Genomic DNA, 15579 nt, shown 5'->3' with positions numbered 1-15579 from the left:
CCACAAATAAGGGATGAAAATCTATTGCAGACTGTAAAAAATCAAAGCCTGACTGCTGGATAAATAGCCTTCAAACTTTGATTTTTCTGTCTTAACTTATCTCATTCCCATTTGAGAGAGCTTGGTTTGATATTTATTTTGGTCTACTAAGAGTGCCTGTCCTCCATAGACATCATAGGCATCTACCCAATCACCTAGTTCTGGAACTGTTAATCTCTCAATGCCATTTTGCGCTCCATCTAGGAAGGATAAACCATTGGTCAATAAGAAACTATAGGGAACATTCGTAGAGGTCATGCCAAAGACCTTACCTAGTGCTTCTGATCCAGTAAAGAGTTTAGTTGGATCCTTGAGTTGTTGTAGAACAGCTGTCAAAACTTGCTGTTGTCTCTTGGTACGACCATAATCACCTTCATCATCATCACGGAAGCGTGCATAATTGAGCAAGGTTGAACCGTTCATCTGCTGCTTCCCGACTTTAATCGTCTGGGTTGGAGACTCTGTTTCTGTAGCATGTAAATCATCTCCCACCGTAGCTTCGGTTAAAGGTTGACCTTCTAAGGTTGAGAATTTTGCATCAATCGTCACGCCATCAGGGAATAGAGTGTCAATAGCGGTTGCGAAGGCCTGGAAGTCTACCAAGGCGTAGTATTTAATATCCAAGTCAAAATTGTCTTTTAGGACTTTTCGAACCATTTCAGCCCCTTTTTGGCCTTCTTGTTCCCCTAGTTCATAGGCCACATTTAACTTATTATCAGACTGCTTTCTACCGTTAATGACTTGGCTATAACCGTCTATATAAACCAAATTGTCACGCATAAAACTGACCAGCTTAATTTTCTTATCTGAGCCACCAACGTTTAGAACCATAATCGAGTCCGTTCTCGTCTCAGCACTGTTTTGGCCAATCCGTCCATCCGTCCCCATAATCAAAATATTGACCCCATCCTTGGTATCTTGACCATGAAAAACTTCTACTTGAGCTGCCTTAGCATTGGCAGGTTTGGTTGGATCCGCATTTGAATAACCTTTTAGGAACATAAAAATCATACCAAAACCAACACAGGCTAGAAGAGCAAGCAATCCTGCAAAAATGCGCCCCCAACGAATCTTACGTTTTTTGGACTTAACCTTTGGAAGAGAATGGCTTTTCTGGTATTTTTTTGCACGACTACGGTTACCATAGGATGGAAGAGGAGACTGATTGATTTGTTCCATGAAAGACTCTTCCATATCATGATTTTCATTATGAATTTCTGGAGAAACTTCACTACCACTAGCCACATTTAACTTACCTTGCAGGTAAGCAAACTCTTTTTTCTCTCGCTCATTAAGGTAATGAATATTCTTAAAGAGATAGTCATAACGCAACTGCTCGTGATGGCTTAAGGGATTTTCTTTACTCATCTTCTCTCCTTTCCATGGTCTGATATTGGATAAATGGGATAGGCACCCAGTACTTTATACTGGATTCCAATAGCTTCTAATTCTTTTTGGGCAAAGTGGACCAAGTCCTTGTCAGCATAGTCCACATCGATTATGAAAAAGTATTCGCCCAGTGCTGTCTTGAGTGGACGACTTTCAATTTTTGTCAGGTCAATTCCTCTCCAAGCAAAGGTCGATAGGGCCTTATAAAGTGCACCTGGAAGATTGTCAGGTAAGGTCAAGGCCAAACTCATTTTCTCAGTTTGTGCTTTCAAGGGAATACTAGGCTTTTCAGCTCCCAGAACCCAGAATCGTGTGAAATTGGCTTCCATTTCTTGAATATCTTCAGCAATCAGTTCTAAGCCATATTCTTCAGCAGAACTTCTTGGTGCAATGGCTGCATAAGGTTGGTCTGGATGTTCGGAAATAAAGCGGGCCGCATAGGCAGTACTAGCAGTCACCTCGATTTGGGCCTCTGGATACTGTTCATCGATGAATTTCTTACCTTGAGCCAAAGCCTGTGGATGTGAAAAAATCTTTTCAATCTTAGTATGACCTGGAACCACCATCAACTGCTGATGAATGGGTTGAACGATTTCTGCCACTGCTTGAATGCGAGCCTGATGAAAAAGATAGTCCAAGGTTTCATGAACACTACCCTCGATAGAATTTTCAACAGGCACCACAGAATAGTCCACCAAGCCTTGCTCATAGGCCTTAATGACATCTGTAATGTTGGCAAAAGCCTGCAATTCCTCATGAGGAAAAGCTGTCTGCACTACGTGGTGTGAAAATGATCCCTTGGGACCTAGATAAGCAATTTTCATCTCAGTTCCTCTATAATTTCCTCTGGGCTTAGCTTGGTCACGTCCAAAACCCGACTGGACACTTCCTCATACCAAGCCTGTCTTTCTTGAAAAATAGCTGCAAGTTCTTCCTTGCTATTATTTAGAAAAAGCGGACGCTGATTGTCCTTATCAGCTGCGATACGTTGATAAAGCGTTTCAAAATTTGCTTTCAGGTAGATGTTATCAGAATTGGTCTTTAGTAAATCACGATTTCGCTTAGAAATGACTACGCCCCCACCTGTTGACACAACTTGGTCCGTTTTTAGTAGGTCAGCTAATACTTCAGATTCTATTTGACGAAAGGCCACTTCGCCCTTTTCAGTGAAAAATTCCGCAATGGACATATCTAAGCGTTTCTCAATCACAGCATCCATATCATAGTAATTAGAGTCCAATCCTCTAGCAATTGTAGATTTACCAGCCCCCATAAATCCTAGTAATACCTTAGCCATGAATCAAGCTCTCCAAATCATCAAAGAAGCTAGGATAGCTGGTATTGATGGCTTCAGCACGGTCAAGCTCCACTTCTCCATCTGCAACCAAGAGAGCCGCGATAGCCGTCATCATACCGATACGATGGTCTCCAAAAGTATTGACTCTAGCACCGTGAAGGGCTGATTTTCCTTTGATAATCATTCCATCTGCTGTAGGTGTGATATCCGCACCCATGCTATTTAAAGCGTCTGCCACAACCTGAATACGGTCTGTTTCCTTGACCTTGAGTTCCTCAGCATCCTTTATAACTGTGACACCTTGGGCTTGGGTCGCAAGTAGAGCGATAACTGGCAATTCATCAATCAAGCGTGGAATCAAAGCGCCACCAATCTCTGTTCCTTTCAAATCAGAAGACTCAACAGTCAAAGTAGCAGATTTAGCGACTGGATCAATTTCAGTTATTTCTAGTTTTCCACCCATGGCACGAATGACATCTATAATACCGGTACGCGTTTCGTTGATACCCACATTCTGCAGCACTACACGAGAGTTTGGAACAATCAAACCTGCGACCAACCAAAAGGCTGCACTGGAAATATCTCCTGGAACAACCACCTTTTGTCCTGACAATTTTTGTGGCCCTTGGACTGTGATTTTCTTACCGTCCACACTTAAATGACCACCAAATTGTTGCAGCATATCTTCAGTATGATTACGGGTGCACTCTTTTTCGATAATAACTGACTGACCCTGAGCCTGCAAAGCTGCAAACATCAAGGCTGACTTGACTTGGGCAGAGGCAATCGGCAACTCATAATGAATAGGTGTTAAATTTTTAGTCCCCTTTAAGTGAAGAGGAGGCAGGTCTCGCTCAGTTTGCCCTGAAATGTTAACACCCATTTTTTTCAATGGAAGGGTCACACGATCCATAGGACGTTTGGAAAGACTATCATCTCCAAACATTTCTACTTCGAAGTCGGCCCCAGCAAGGACACCTGAAATCAGGCGAATCGAGGTTCCAGAATTTCCCATATCAAGGGCATTTTGCGGAGCTTTTAAACCATCCATACCGACACCTTGAATGGTAATAACCCCATCTTTGTCCTCAATTTCAACACCAAGGTCACGAAAGACTTGCATGGTCGAAAGGACGTCTTCGCCACGTAATATATCATAAACCTTGGTCTCCCCCTCAGCCAAACTTCCAAAGATAATGGAACGATGACTAATAGACTTGTCACCTGGAACTCGGATACTGCCGTGTAAGTGGCGAATGTTTGTTTTTAGTTTCATACTGGACCTCATACTTGCAATACTTTTACCTATTTTATCATAAAAAGCCAGAAATTCCTTAAAAATTCCTGACTTTATGATAGTTATTTTCTTATTTTAGCAATTCTGAAACTGGTTCAAAAACAATTTTTTCAATGTCAGAAAGGTAAATTGCCAATTGTTGTTGCTTGGTAAAGAATTCTGACAAGAGGCTGTTCCCTTGAATCTGTTTACCAAAACCTTCCATCTTCGCTTGGAAGGAAGCGTCTGGCATTTGACCTGTCTGCGCTAATCTTTGAATTTCCTCTTGGAAGGCAACATATTCTATAAAAATTTTGCTTGCCTCAGCATCTGCTGAAATAGCATCTTTAGCTGCTTTGACAGCCTTGTATTCTGGTAATTCACGTAGACCGCGACTGAGTTCGTTTGCACTATCGTAAATATTTGACATGATTTTCTCCTTATTTGACAACGACTGTATAATCGGTATTTTCTGTTATGAGATGCTCGGCTCGTTCTAAGTCTTGAGCATTTTTAAATGAAATTTGTAGAATCCCGTGAATATCCTCACGGTTTTCCTCGTTGATGTGGATGTTAACCAAGGAAGTTCCACGTAGCAGTTCCAAAATCCGCAGGATGACGTTTTCTTCATCGGGAACGTCAACATAGAGGTCATAAGAGCTATCCACACCACCACGCTTATGAATTTCCATGGCCTGACGTTGCTCACGCGCTTGGTTAAAAAAGTTCCAGATTTGGTTTTCATCACCCTTACTGATAGCTTGTCCAATCTCGTCCAAACGCTCCTTGAAATCCTCAATTCGATCTAGAATAGTCTCACGATTGGACAAGAGAATGGAAGTCCACATACCTGGCTCACTTTCCGCAATCCGAGTCATATCTCGAAAACCACCTGCCGCAAAGCGTCTTGCCATCTCATGCTCTTGAGCATAGACCGCGGTCTGCTCCATGAGACTAGAAGCCAGAATATGAGGAAAATGGCTAATCTGAGAAGTGACACGATCATGCTCCTTGGCATCAATTTCGATAAAACGAGCATGAAGACCTGAAAGCAAGTCCTTCATTTCCTCAAGCGTGTCCTGACCCGTCAGACTCGAAGGTGTAAAGATATAATAGGCATTTTCAAAAAGATTGGCATCCGCAGAAGCAGCCCCTGTCTTGTGACTACCAGCCATAGGATGGGCCCCGACAAAGCGAACAGGTTTGCCAGCCAAATATTGCTCCGCCGCATCCACAATGACTGACTTGGTCGAACCAGCATCTGAGATAATCACGCCTTCTTTCAAGTCCAAATTGGCCAACTCCTTAATGAAAGCAATGGTTTGTTTGATTGGCAAACTGAGAATAATGATATCCGCAAGAGGAGCAAAACTAGCAAAATCATCCGTTGCACGGTCAATCATGCCTTCTTTCAAGGCGATATCTCTCGAAGCTTGACTGCGATTATAACCTAAAATTTCATAATCTGGATGATCGCGTTTGATACCAAGGGCCATAGAGGCACCAATCAGACCAAGACCTGCGATATAGACTGTTTTTGCCATAGGAACTCCTTAATAGTTCTTTGTATAGTCTCGGTGTTGGGCTACCGCTTCTTTTAATTCCTCTAGATTATCTGATGAGAATTTTTCAAGGATTTCTTGTGCCAGAACCGTTGCCACAACGGCTTCCATAACCACTCCTGCTGCTGGAAGAGCGGTCGGATCACTTCTTTCGACTGTTGCCTTGTAGGGTTCATGGGTTTCAATATCCACACTCATTAGTGGTTTGTAGAGCGTAGGAATAGGCTTCATAACACCTCGAACAACAATAGGTTGCCCATTGGTCATTCCACCTTCAAAGCCACCCAGATTATTGGTACGACGAGTGTAGCCGTCTTCTTTAGACCAGAGAATTTCATCCATGACTTGGCTGCCTTTACGATAACCAGCCTCAAATCCAAGACCAAATTCTACCCCTTTAAAGGCATTGATAGAGACAACTGCCTGGGCCAATCGCGCATCCAATTTTCTGTCCCATTGGACATAGGAACCAAGACCAACTGGAACACCTCCGACAACTGTCTCCACAACCCCACCGATGGTATCTCCATCACGCTTGATTTGGTCAATGTAGTCCTTGATTTCCTGTTCCCGTTCTTGGTTGACAATAGAAACTTCGGACTGGGCAGCTCGTTCCTTAATCTCAGCGACTGTGAGATTTTCAGGAACATCGATTTCCTTGCCACCAAAGACCACGACATGGTTGGCAATTTCCATATCCAACTCAGCCAAGAGGCGTTTGGCTACTGCCCCAACTGCCACCCGCATGGTGGTTTCACGAGCTGATGAACGTTCTAAAGAATTTCTCAAATCATCAAAACGGTACTTGATGCCCCCAACTAAATCGGCATGACCTGGACGAGGATGGGTGATTTTTCGTTTGCTTTTAAGTCGGTCTTCAATGTCCTCAGCAGACATGATATCCAGCCATTTTTGGTGGTCTTTATTGATGACATCCATGGTAATAGGAGCCCCAGTCGTCTTCCCATGGCGAACACCCGAAGTAAAGACAACCTGGTCACTCTCAATCTTCATACGACCACCGCGGCCGTAGCCACCCTGACGACGTTTAAGGTCTCCATTAATATCCTCAGCTGTCAAAGGAAGTCCTGCTGGAATTCCTTCAATGATAGCCGTCAGACGGGGACCGTGTGATTCTCCTGCTGTTAAATATCTCATACACTCTCCTTATTTTACCAAGTAGTCTTTCATCTCTTCCAGAGAAACTGAGTGGATAGTCGCTGAACCAAGCTCTGGCACCAAGACCAATTTCAAGGTATTGCCACGTGCTTTCTTATCATGAGTCAAAGCCTGATAAAGCTTGTCAACATCCCAGTTTTCATAATCAACAGGCAAGCCAAATTTCTGACAAATCTCTGTAATAGACTGGGTTATTCCTTCTGGCATGAGGCCTTTTTCCTCAGCCACCTTGGAAATCTGCACCATGCCCATGGCCACAGCTTCTCCATGCATGACCTTGCCATAACCAGCCGTTGCTTCAATGGCATGACCAATAGTGTGGCCAAAGTTGAGGTAAAGGCGTACACCATTGTCCAACTCATCCTCAACTACCATCTTGCGCTTAACCTGACAAGAATGTTCAATCAAGGTCTCTGCATGCTCCAAAATGCTCTCTACAGTACCATCTAGCTCCGTCAATAGAGTCCATAGTTCTGGATCCTCAATCAAGCCATATTTGATAACTTCACCCATCCCTTCAATCAACTCTCTCTTTCCGAGGGTTCCAAGAACAAGTGGGTCAATCAGAACCCCGTCTGGTTGGGTGAAGGTCCCCACCATATTCTTAGCAAATGGAGTATTGACGCCTGTCTTTCCACCGATAGAAGAATCCACCTGAGCTGTCAAACTAGTCGGAATCTGAACAAAGTGAATACCCCGCATATAGGTAGAGGCTACGAAACCAGCCAGGTCTCCAACGACACCACCTCCGAGAGCCACTATTCCATCGCTACGAGTCAACCCCTGCTTAACTAGAAATTCATAGACTTTCTGAACAGTAGTTAAATTCTTTCTTTCTTCACCTTCTAAAAAATCAAAAACAGCTACCTGAAAACCAGCATCTTCTAGGCTGAGCTTGACCTTCTCTGCATAAAGAGAAGCTACATGGTTATCTGTCACAATGACTACCTTTTGTGGTTGCCAGAGTTCTCGCAACCATTGACCAGCCTGAGCCAGACAACCTTTTTCAATCTGAATATCATAAGGATGATGAGGAATATCGATTCTGATTTTCATAGGAGAATCTCCCTTTCTTTATTGGTATTTTTCTGTTAAGGACTGCCAAATCTCTTCTGTCGGCATTTCCTTTCCTGTCCACAGTTGAAAAGCTTCTGCAGCTTGATAGAGCAACATTCCCAGACCATTGACGGCTGGATTTCCCTGGCTTCTAGCCCATTTCAAAAATGGTGTTTCAAAGGGTTGGTAAATGATATCTGCTACTAAAAGAGTTTCTGATAGGACAATGTTTTCAGGAACTGGAGATGATTGACCATCCATTCCTACACTTGTCGCATTGACCAGTAAATCCGACCCAGCAATCCTTGCTTGCAGTTCGGGAACATCTTCTAAAGCATACAAGCCCACTTTAAAACCTGTCTGCTCTTGTAACTTGTCTAGATAAGGTCTTGTTTTTTCCATCGAAACCGAACGAACAAAGACAGAAATCTGACTGACACCATCCAAAATAGCCTGTGCCAAGATTGATTTAGCCGCACCACCTGCACCCAGCAAGGTCATCTTCTTACCTGTAATTGTAAAAGAAGGCAAGCTCTTAAAAAATCCCTTGCCATCTGTATTATATCCAATTAAATTGCCATTCTCATTGACAACCGTATTAACCGCACCAATCAAGCGCGATTCGTCACTCAACTCATCCAAATAAGGAATCACCTGCTCCTTATAGGGCATGGACAGGTTGATGCCAAACATCTGGTAGCGACGAATATTAGCCACTGTTTCTGCCAAGTCATCCGCTTCAATCTCCCAAGCCACATAAGCACCGTTGGTAGCTGTCGCCTCAAAGGCACTATTGTGGATAAAGGGGGAAATCGAATGCTTAATAGGATTAGCAACAACGGCAGCTAAACGTGTATAGCCATCAAGCTTCATCCAAAATCTCCCGAATTTTTTTCATGTTAGCTAAGGAAATCTGACCTGGGGCACTTGCCTCATCTAGACTAGCAAAAGACCAACTCGAACCAGTCACATCCGCAGTGATACGAGAGACCTTGCCCACCTTGCCCATAGAAATGGTCACATATTCCTGCTCAGGATTGAGGATTTTAAAGCCTCGTGTATAGTTCATCAAGTCTAAGACATCCTGCTCCGTGTGAGCCATCACTGCAACCTTAACAAGTTTTGGATTTAAGCTCGTCAACTCTGACAAGATTTCCATCATATTTTCAGGTGTTTCTTGGAAATTGTGGTAACTCAAAACGAGATTTGGGAAGTCCAGCATTTCCTCAAAAACATCCTTGTAGCTATAGTACTCAAAATCAATATAGTCTGGTTGATAGAGTTGTGCCACTTCCTTGATTAGATGGATATATTCTTCTGGAGAAAGGTCGATTTCTCCCCCTTCAGAGCGAGTTCGTAACGTGAAAACTAACTCACGGCCTGCGAATTTTTCAAAAATAGCTGGAGCCACCTGCAAAATCGCTTCTTTAGGCAGATAGTCGGCACGCCATTCAATGATGTCGGCATCCAGGTACCTCGTGGCATCCAGAGCCTGGGCCTCCTCTAAACTTCTTGGCATTACTGAAACGATTAATTTCATTTACTAACCTTCATACTAATCACCTTGAGGTAATTACTACTTTCATCTTTTTTATTATAGGCAAAATCTGCTGGAAGACCGTATTTATTTAAAATCTGGTAACTTCTTCCTGCAAAGCCTTTATCAATTTGTTCTGTAAATTTCTGACGGGATACATTGGCAGCATTGGTACTAGCAATGATAATCCCTTCCGGATTTAAAATCTCAAGACTCTGGGAAATCAACTTGTGATAATCCTTAGCCACAGAGAACGTTTGTTTTTTGTTCCGAGCAAAGCTAGGCGGATCTAGGACAATCACATCATAGGTCAAGTCTTTTCGCTTGGCATACTTGAAATACTCAAAAACATCCATAACTATAAAACGATGGTCGTCTGTGCTGATTCCATTAGCCTGAAAATGCGCTTGAGACAATTCTCGTGAACGTTTAGCTAGGTCAACCGAAGTAGTCTGGCTTGCTCCTCCCATGGCCGCAGCCACTGAAAAGGCTGCTGTGTAGGAAAACATGTTGAGCAAGGATTTACCCATAGCCAACCCATCCACTAAACTACCGCGAACTTCATGCTGGTCTAGGAAAATCCCTGTCATCAAGCCATCGTTCATAAAGACTTGATACAGAACACCATTTTCCAAAACAGTGAAGAAGTCAGGTGCTTCTTGACCATAAACATGGGCAGATTCATAGTCCAAACCCTTAAAACGGATCTTCTCATATGCTCCTAAAACCTCAGGAAAAACCTGTCTAAAAGCATCTGAGATAACCTTGCGAATCTGATAAACATAAGAGTTATACCAAGAAAAGGCAGCATAGTCGCCATAAAGGTCCACTGTCAGACCGCCAAAGCCATCTCCCTCTTGGTTAAAGAGACGAAAGGCAGTAGTCAAATCATCTTGATAGTAGGCACTTCTCTTTTCTTTAGCTTGTCTAAACAGTGCTTCAAAGAAAGCTTGATTGAAGGTCACCTTGTCTGTGCTCACAAACCAGCCCAAGCCCTTGTTTTGCTGAGAAAGGTAGGCAGTACCAAGAAAGTTTCCATCTTGACTATGAACTTCTACTTCCTGATCCTTGAGACTGATATTCTCAAGATCGCTGGCTTCTAGTAAAACAAGCCCCTTGGAAAGCTTTTTTTCAACCCGTTTGTTGACTCTTATTCTATTCATAGTCCCTATTATAGCAAATTTTGTGACAATTCTCAAAAAAGAAACTACCCTTGCTTTTTTACTCTAGTTTTAAAAAATGGTATACTAATACTAATAAAAACTTAGGAAGTAATTGTGTGAGAATCAATTTTAGCAAAATCCAAAAAGCCATGGGTACCAGACTGGGTTTTGTCCTAACCCTTTTAATCCTCTATTGGCTCAAAACCTTATTAGCCTATACCGTTGACTTTAATTTAGATATTCAATTGGGCAAGTTGCAAGGGAATTACCTTGCCTTTATCGCTTTTTTCAATCCCCTTCCTTTGGGACTCCTCCTGCTGGCTCTAGCCTTCTATGCTCGGTCAACCAAGATCTTTTATGGCCTGAGTATAGCTATTTATAGCCTTTTATTCATTTGGCTCTATTCCAATGTCTTTTACTATCGAGAATTTAGCGACTTTATCACGGCCAATACCATGAAAGTGGTCAGCAAGGTATCTGTTGGTACTGCGGAACTAGAGTTACTGCGCTTTTGGGATTTCATCTATTTTATGGATTTCCCACTGCTGGCTTTCCTTTTCTATAAAAAATTCATCCAGTTGGATAGGAGACCTTTCAAATTCCGCTCCAGTGTTGCCATCACTGCTCTCTCGGCCCTGCTCTTTTCAGCTAACCTTTTCTTGGCTGAAATTGAGCGTCCCGATCTCCTGTCACGAGGATTTTCTAATTATTATATTGTTCGTGCCCTTAGTTTGCCAGCATTTTTAGGCTATAGTGCCAACCAGTCCTATAGCGCCAACAAAGAACGTGCCAAGGCCTCTGAGACCGACCTTCAACCTATCACAGACTATATTCAAGAACATTCTGCTAAGCCCAATCCAGACTATTTTGGCTTGGCCAAAGGGAAAAATGTGATTTATCTCCACTTGGAAAGTTTCCAGCAATTCCTACTGGACTATAAACTCAACATAGATGGAACTGAGCATGAAGTCACTCCCTTCCTTAATTCCCTCTACCATTCGCAATCAACCCTAGCCTTTTCTAATATCTTTAACCAAGTCAAGGCTGGTAAGACCTCAGATGCGGAAACCATGCTGGAGACTGGTTTGTTTGGACTTGACCAAGGTTCCTTTATGGTCAATTACGGTGGTACCAATACCCAGCAAGCTGCGCCTTTTATCCTATCAAAAAATGGCTATCAATCGAGTGCTGTCTTTCACGGTAATATCGGGACCTTCTGGAATCGAAATACAACCTACAAACAATGGGGCTACCAATACTTCTTTGACGCTTCCTATTTTACTAAGCAAGACAGTAGCAACTCTTTCCAATATGGTTTAAATGATAAAATCATGATGAAAGATTCTATCCAGTATCTAGAGCACTTGCAGCAGCCTTTTTATGCCAAGTATATCACGGTGTCTAATCACTATCCCTATGCAAGCAATCTGACAGGCGATGAGCTTGGTTTCCCCTTGGCTAAAACCAAAGATGAAACCATCAATGGCTACTTCCAAACAGCCAACTATCTGGATAGCGCCATCAAGGCCTTCTTTGACTATCTCAAAGAAAGTGGCCTCTATGAAAAATCCATCATCGTCATCTACGGAGACCATTATGGAATTTCTAACTCCCGCAATCCTGACCTGGCTCCCTTGATTGGCAAGACTTCTGAGAACTGGTCGAATTACGACAATGCTATGTTGCAACGAGTGCCTTTTATGGTGTTCATGCCTGGCTATGAAAAAGGACAAATCATCAATACCTACGGTGGACAAATCGATATCTTACCGACTCTCGAACACCTCCTTGGTATTGAGTCCAATTCCCTCCTTCAAGTCGGCCAAGACCTTCTGTCTCCAGATCATCAAGAAATCATTGCCTTTCGAACTGCCAATTCCTTCGTCACACCTAAATACACCAGTTATGACGGACGAACCTACTATACTGAGAGCGGTCTTGAAATCAGTAATCTTGATGAACAAGCTCAGACTGAACTAGAAATCGTTCGGCAGACAGCCAGCCAACAGCTGAAAATCAGCGACCAGATTCAAACTGGTGATTTGATACGTTTCTACCAAGCAGATCATCTTGGAAAAGTTGATACAGAAAGTATTTCTTACCTCAATTCTTTACCAATTCTGCAAAAGATTGAGCAGGAAAAAGGAAGTCAATCAACCAGTCTCTTTAGCCAACGACAAGGTAAGACCAGTACTGACCTTTTCAAGGCACCAAGTTACCAAGAACTCCATCCAGAGTCTGCAGAAACTGAATCAAAATCACAATAAAAAATGCTCTTCCATCGTGGAGGAGCATTTCTTTTTATCAAATAAAATTCAACGAAAATCAAAGAGGAAACTGGCCTCAGGTTAACTGCGAGATTGTAGGTAGAGAGGTTGTATCAGCAATATATGTCTGTCAAATTTAGTGACGAAGATAGTAGAAGAAATATGAGGATATAAATCAGCTTCAGCAGGTATCTGGAAAGTTTGATTTTATAGAAAAGCCTTTTGTTACAAACTCAATATACTATCAATAAATAATATTATAGAAGCAACAATAATTATAATTTCACCTATTTGAATAATTCTATTTCGAAATCTAAATATATTTCTATCAAAAATACTTGGATCACACACATTATAGGAATTAAAGTTTTTGAAATTGAGAAGTATCCAAATAAATATGATTTCGATACTATTAAGACCGTTTATCTAGCTTCTTCTCTCTAAAGTCTTTTGTAATTATATCCTGAAGAAGTCTCTTAATATGACGCAAATTATCCTCTGACGATAATTTTAATATTTTCTCCATCAATTCTTCGGTAACTTTATAAGAAACTTTAAAATACTCAGTCAGTTTATTCACTAGAATATTGGTTTCTACTTTGATAAATAATTGTTTTTCCTCAATACTTGGAATTTGGAAATCGCTAGTTAAATCAAATCTAGACTTAAGTGAATTGGGAATATGCTGAGTAAAATATTCTGGAGTCATATTAGAAGTAAAAATAATCATATAACCACTTAAATCATGAACAATCCCATGCCTATCTGTAAAACTACCATCTTCTAGAAGCTCGTAAAAGAAGTTGAATACAGATGGTGTTGCTTTTTCAAATTCGTCAATCAAAATAATTTTAGATTTTGATGAATTAATTTTTTTAATTAACTCACCACCTTCATCGCTTCCGATGTATCCAAGCGGAGAGCCAATCAAACTATTTAACACTCCCTCCGTTGAGTAATTTCCGAAGTTAATTTTGATGAGCTCTCCATTTGGATAGAGTGATTTTGATAAGATTTTCGCAAATTCTGTTTTTCCAATTCCAGATTCGCCTATCAGAAATACGGAAAAAATCTTTCGAACACTAATTTTTTCTAGTAATTTATAATTTTCATACTTCTTTACAAAATCAGCCTTAAATAAGCTGTGACCAACTAGTTTATCAACAGCCTTTTGTACTTTATCGTTAATTTCATTAACACTATAATCTTTCGCTACCTCATCAAGATTAAGTTTTTGAACTTTTGGATTAGCAAAATCTTCGTTTATAGCTGTTTCATCAAACAACAACGGCAACTCTTTTAACATAATTTCATATTTTGATTTATTCAACCAAAAAATAGGGGAGTTGAATGCCCTATCTAGTAAATGGAATATTTTACCGATATACAGGCTATTGTACGCGCTTGGATTCATTAAAGCAGATAAATCTATAACCAAATTATTAAAAGGGTATACCTCGCTACAAATATCTTCTAATTCAACGAGATTAGTAAAATCGTGAGATAAGATATGGGTAATATCAATCTTTTTGTTCTCTGAAAAGTTAGCCTTTAAATCATCAATTCTTGTTGGGTCATATAGGTAAATCATCTTTTTTCTCCACATTGATTTTTTGAACAACCGCAATGACATCTATTAAGTGGTACTCTCCATCTAGTTTTTTATAATTGAAATCGAACTCAAACTCAGATTTATCAATAGAACTAGATTCTGGAATTGAAGATTTTTGAATAATATCTTTTACAATTTTCGCTGTATTATTTTTATTAGCTTGCTCACTCATGAACTCTAAAAATTTCGTTGACATCGTATCGACTTCTGAAAAATTAATTTTGCCTCGGTCTATTCCTACTAAACAAAGTTGACCAAGCTGGAAGTCACTATGTCTATATCCATTTTCAAAGCCTTCAATTTCTCCGTAAGGAAAACGAACTAAGAAATTTTCCTCACCTATCTTAAAACCATAGTCAATCGTATAATCAGTCAAAAAAGTAGAAAGTAAGTTTGACATGTTTAGCTCAATCCCTTCTGTAGTAGGATTATCTAGTTTGCTAGACTGTAAAACTTGTAGAATAAGAGGGATATCCTGCGCATTTACAGGAGTCAGTGAAATGTTGTCAAATTTTACCAGATCCCCGGGTTTTGAACTTCTAATTTGAAAAGTTTTAGCCATTTCATAGACTTTTCTAAAAATAGTAGATTTAGTATTTTTAATTTCGAAACTCTCACTAATCTTACTTCCCGTGATTAATTCATGACTATTTTCATAACTAGATGGTAAACTATTTTTCGTACCAACTTTAAAGGAATTTTTATTATTCGTAGTATTACTGTTTTCTTTTTGAATTGTTGTTTTTACAGTATTATCAATCAAAGTAGCAATCTCGTAAGATTTCGCCGAATTTATATAAACTAAATTAAAATAATCTGAGTTTAATTTTGGAGTAACTTTTTCTCTGTCGCTCTTGTTAATAGAATCTATACGCCAACTCACAGAAATTAATATCACACTAATTATTAGCAGTATATTCGGGTCAATATTGACTAAAGTAATTAGACATCTCAATAATGGTCGAATTAATACATAAAATATTGCTATAAGTAAAAATTCATCTTTATTCTTATCTTCAAAAAAGTAGAAAAGCATTATCGTAGATAATGAAAAAATCAATTCATATTGTGAATAAGGCTGTAAAATATTAATTCTAAATAACCAACTAACTACAGTTAGTATAGCTGATGTATATAAAATAATTCTACGATAATTCATTCCTAAGAAAAATTTTTTTATCAATCAACACCTCGCGTTCTTC

14 protein-coding genes and 1 pseudogene are annotated in these 15579 nt (G+C 40.4%); 1 reads left to right on the top strand and 14 read right to left on the bottom strand.

The window, feature by feature from the left end; genetic code table 11:
* Nucleotides 1-96: 96 nt before the first annotated feature.
* From ACERDH_RS04245 to ACERDH_RS04195, 11 genes are all read right to left on the bottom strand, one after another.
* Nucleotides 97-1407, bottom strand: a complete 1311-nt coding sequence (locus tag ACERDH_RS04245; protein ID WP_237446969.1) for an LCP family protein — start codon at nt 1405-1407, stop codon at nt 97-99.
* Nucleotides 1404-2252, bottom strand: coding sequence for a prephenate dehydratase (pheA, locus tag ACERDH_RS04240; protein ID WP_049542913.1), 849 nt, complete (start codon nt 2250-2252; stop codon nt 1404-1406). Before pheA ends, ACERDH_RS04245 begins: the two co-directional genes overlap by 4 nt.
* Nucleotides 2249-2725 (bottom strand): shikimate kinase, encoded by a 477-nt coding sequence (locus tag ACERDH_RS04235; protein WP_386680546.1) that lies wholly within the window; start codon nt 2723-2725, stop codon nt 2249-2251. The genes pheA and ACERDH_RS04235 overlap by 4 nt, the downstream gene beginning before the upstream one ends.
* Nucleotides 2718-4001: a 3-phosphoshikimate 1-carboxyvinyltransferase gene (aroA, locus tag ACERDH_RS04230; RefSeq protein WP_386680543.1), complete on the bottom strand. Its 1284-nt coding sequence runs from the start codon at nt 3999-4001 to the stop codon at nt 2718-2720. Before aroA ends, ACERDH_RS04235 begins: the two co-directional genes overlap by 8 nt.
* A gap of 91 nt (nt 4002-4092) precedes the next feature.
* On the bottom strand, nt 4093-4431 hold the full coding sequence (locus ACERDH_RS04225) for a YlbF/YmcA family competence regulator (RefSeq protein ID WP_084929716.1): 339 nt from the start codon (nt 4429-4431) through the stop codon (nt 4093-4095).
* 10 nt (nt 4432-4441) lie between these two features.
* Nucleotides 4442-5545, bottom strand: coding sequence for a prephenate dehydrogenase (locus tag ACERDH_RS04220; RefSeq protein WP_386680540.1), 1104 nt, complete (start codon nt 5543-5545; stop codon nt 4442-4444).
* 9 nt (nt 5546-5554) lie between these two features.
* Entirely contained in the window at nt 5555-6721 is a 1167-nt protein-coding gene (gene aroC / locus ACERDH_RS04215; protein WP_386680537.1) for a chorismate synthase, read from the bottom strand.
* A 9-nt stretch (nt 6722-6730) separates the two neighbouring features.
* A complete protein-coding gene (gene aroB / locus ACERDH_RS04210; RefSeq protein WP_084864900.1) occupies nt 6731-7798 on the bottom strand; it encodes a 3-dehydroquinate synthase in 1068 nt (355 codons plus the stop codon).
* A gap of 18 nt (nt 7799-7816) precedes the next feature.
* A complete protein-coding gene (locus ACERDH_RS04205) occupies nt 7817-8671 on the bottom strand; it encodes a shikimate dehydrogenase (RefSeq protein WP_386680534.1) in 855 nt (284 codons plus the stop codon).
* Nucleotides 8661-9338, bottom strand: a complete 678-nt coding sequence (gene aroD / locus ACERDH_RS04200; protein ID WP_000767764.1) for a type I 3-dehydroquinate dehydratase — start codon at nt 9336-9338, stop codon at nt 8661-8663. Before aroD ends, ACERDH_RS04205 begins: the two co-directional genes overlap by 11 nt.
* Nucleotides 9335-10498: a class I SAM-dependent rRNA methyltransferase gene (locus ACERDH_RS04195; protein WP_386680531.1), complete on the bottom strand. Its 1164-nt coding sequence runs from the start codon at nt 10496-10498 to the stop codon at nt 9335-9337. The genes aroD and ACERDH_RS04195 overlap by 4 nt, the downstream gene beginning before the upstream one ends.
* Before the next feature lie 149 nt (nt 10499-10647).
* On the opposite strand from ACERDH_RS04195, the gene ACERDH_RS04190 reads away from it, so the two are divergent.
* Entirely contained in the window at nt 10648-12765 is a 2118-nt protein-coding gene (locus tag ACERDH_RS04190; RefSeq protein ID WP_386680715.1) for an LTA synthase family protein, read from the top strand.
* 225 nt (nt 12766-12990) lie between these two features.
* Here the strand turns inward: ACERDH_RS04190 and ACERDH_RS04185 are convergent.
* From ACERDH_RS04185 to ACERDH_RS04175, 3 genes and pseudogenes are all read right to left on the bottom strand, one after another.
* Nucleotides 12991-13178 (bottom strand): annotated as a pseudogene (locus tag ACERDH_RS04185) (hypothetical protein).
* A complete protein-coding gene (locus ACERDH_RS04180) occupies nt 13178-14356 on the bottom strand; it encodes an AAA family ATPase (protein ID WP_191962410.1) in 1179 nt (392 codons plus the stop codon). The pseudogene ACERDH_RS04185 and the gene ACERDH_RS04180 overlap by 1 nt, the downstream one beginning before the upstream one ends.
* Entirely contained in the window at nt 14340-15536 is a 1197-nt protein-coding gene (locus ACERDH_RS04175; protein ID WP_415741906.1) for a hypothetical protein, read from the bottom strand. The genes ACERDH_RS04180 and ACERDH_RS04175 overlap by 17 nt, the downstream gene beginning before the upstream one ends.
* Nucleotides 15537-15579: the final 43 nt, after the last annotated feature.

The sequence above is a fragment of the Streptococcus bovismuti genome, assembly GCF_042436615.2.
GTDB lineage: Bacteria > Bacillota > Bacilli > Lactobacillales > Streptococcaceae > Streptococcus.
Note: the sequence above shows the minus strand (reverse complement) of the source record. Positions and strands in the feature narration are given on the sequence as shown.

What these genes read in the sequence shown, in the direction of transcription:
- ACERDH_RS04220 (WP_386680540.1), bottom strand. Translation starts at nt 5,545, where the DNA reads ATGGCAAAAACAGTCTATATCGCAGGTCTTGGTCTGATTGGTGCCTCT.
- aroC (WP_386680537.1), bottom strand. Translation starts at nt 6,721, where the DNA reads ATGAGATATTTAACAGCAGGAGAATCACACGGTCCCCGTCTGACGGCT.
- ACERDH_RS04190 (WP_386680715.1), top strand. Translation starts at nt 10,648, where the DNA reads ATGGGTACCAGACTGGGTTTTGTCCTAACCCTTTTAATCCTCTATTGG.
- aroA (WP_386680543.1), bottom strand. Translation starts at nt 4,001, where the DNA reads ATGAAACTAAAAACAAACATTCGCCACTTACACGGCAGTATCCGAGTT.
- ACERDH_RS04245 (WP_237446969.1), bottom strand. Translation starts at nt 1,407, where the DNA reads ATGAGTAAAGAAAATCCCTTAAGCCATCACGAGCAGTTGCGTTATGAC.
- ACERDH_RS04235 (WP_386680546.1), bottom strand. Translation starts at nt 2,725, where the DNA reads ATGGCTAAGGTATTACTAGGATTTATGGGGGCTGGTAAATCTACAATT.
- aroB (WP_084864900.1), bottom strand. Translation starts at nt 7,798, where the DNA reads ATGAAAATCAGAATCGATATTCCTCATCATCCTTATGATATTCAGATT.
- aroD (WP_000767764.1), bottom strand. Translation starts at nt 9,338, where the DNA reads ATGAAATTAATCGTTTCAGTAATGCCAAGAAGTTTAGAGGAGGCCCAG.
- ACERDH_RS04205 (WP_386680534.1), bottom strand. Translation starts at nt 8,671, where the DNA reads ATGAAGCTTGATGGCTATACACGTTTAGCTGCCGTTGTTGCTAATCCT.
- ACERDH_RS04180 (WP_191962410.1), bottom strand. Translation starts at nt 14,356, where the DNA reads ATGATTTACCTATATGACCCAACAAGAATTGATGATTTAAAGGCTAAC.
- ACERDH_RS04225 (WP_084929716.1), bottom strand. Translation starts at nt 4,431, where the DNA reads ATGTCAAATATTTACGATAGTGCAAACGAACTCAGTCGCGGTCTACGT.
- ACERDH_RS04175 (WP_415741906.1), bottom strand. Translation starts at nt 15,536, where the DNA reads ATGAATTATCGTAGAATTATTTTATATACATCAGCTATACTAACTGTA.
- pheA (WP_049542913.1), bottom strand. Translation starts at nt 2,252, where the DNA reads ATGAAAATTGCTTATCTAGGTCCCAAGGGATCATTTTCACACCACGTA.
- ACERDH_RS04195 (WP_386680531.1), bottom strand. Translation starts at nt 10,498, where the DNA reads ATGAATAGAATAAGAGTCAACAAACGGGTTGAAAAAAAGCTTTCCAAG.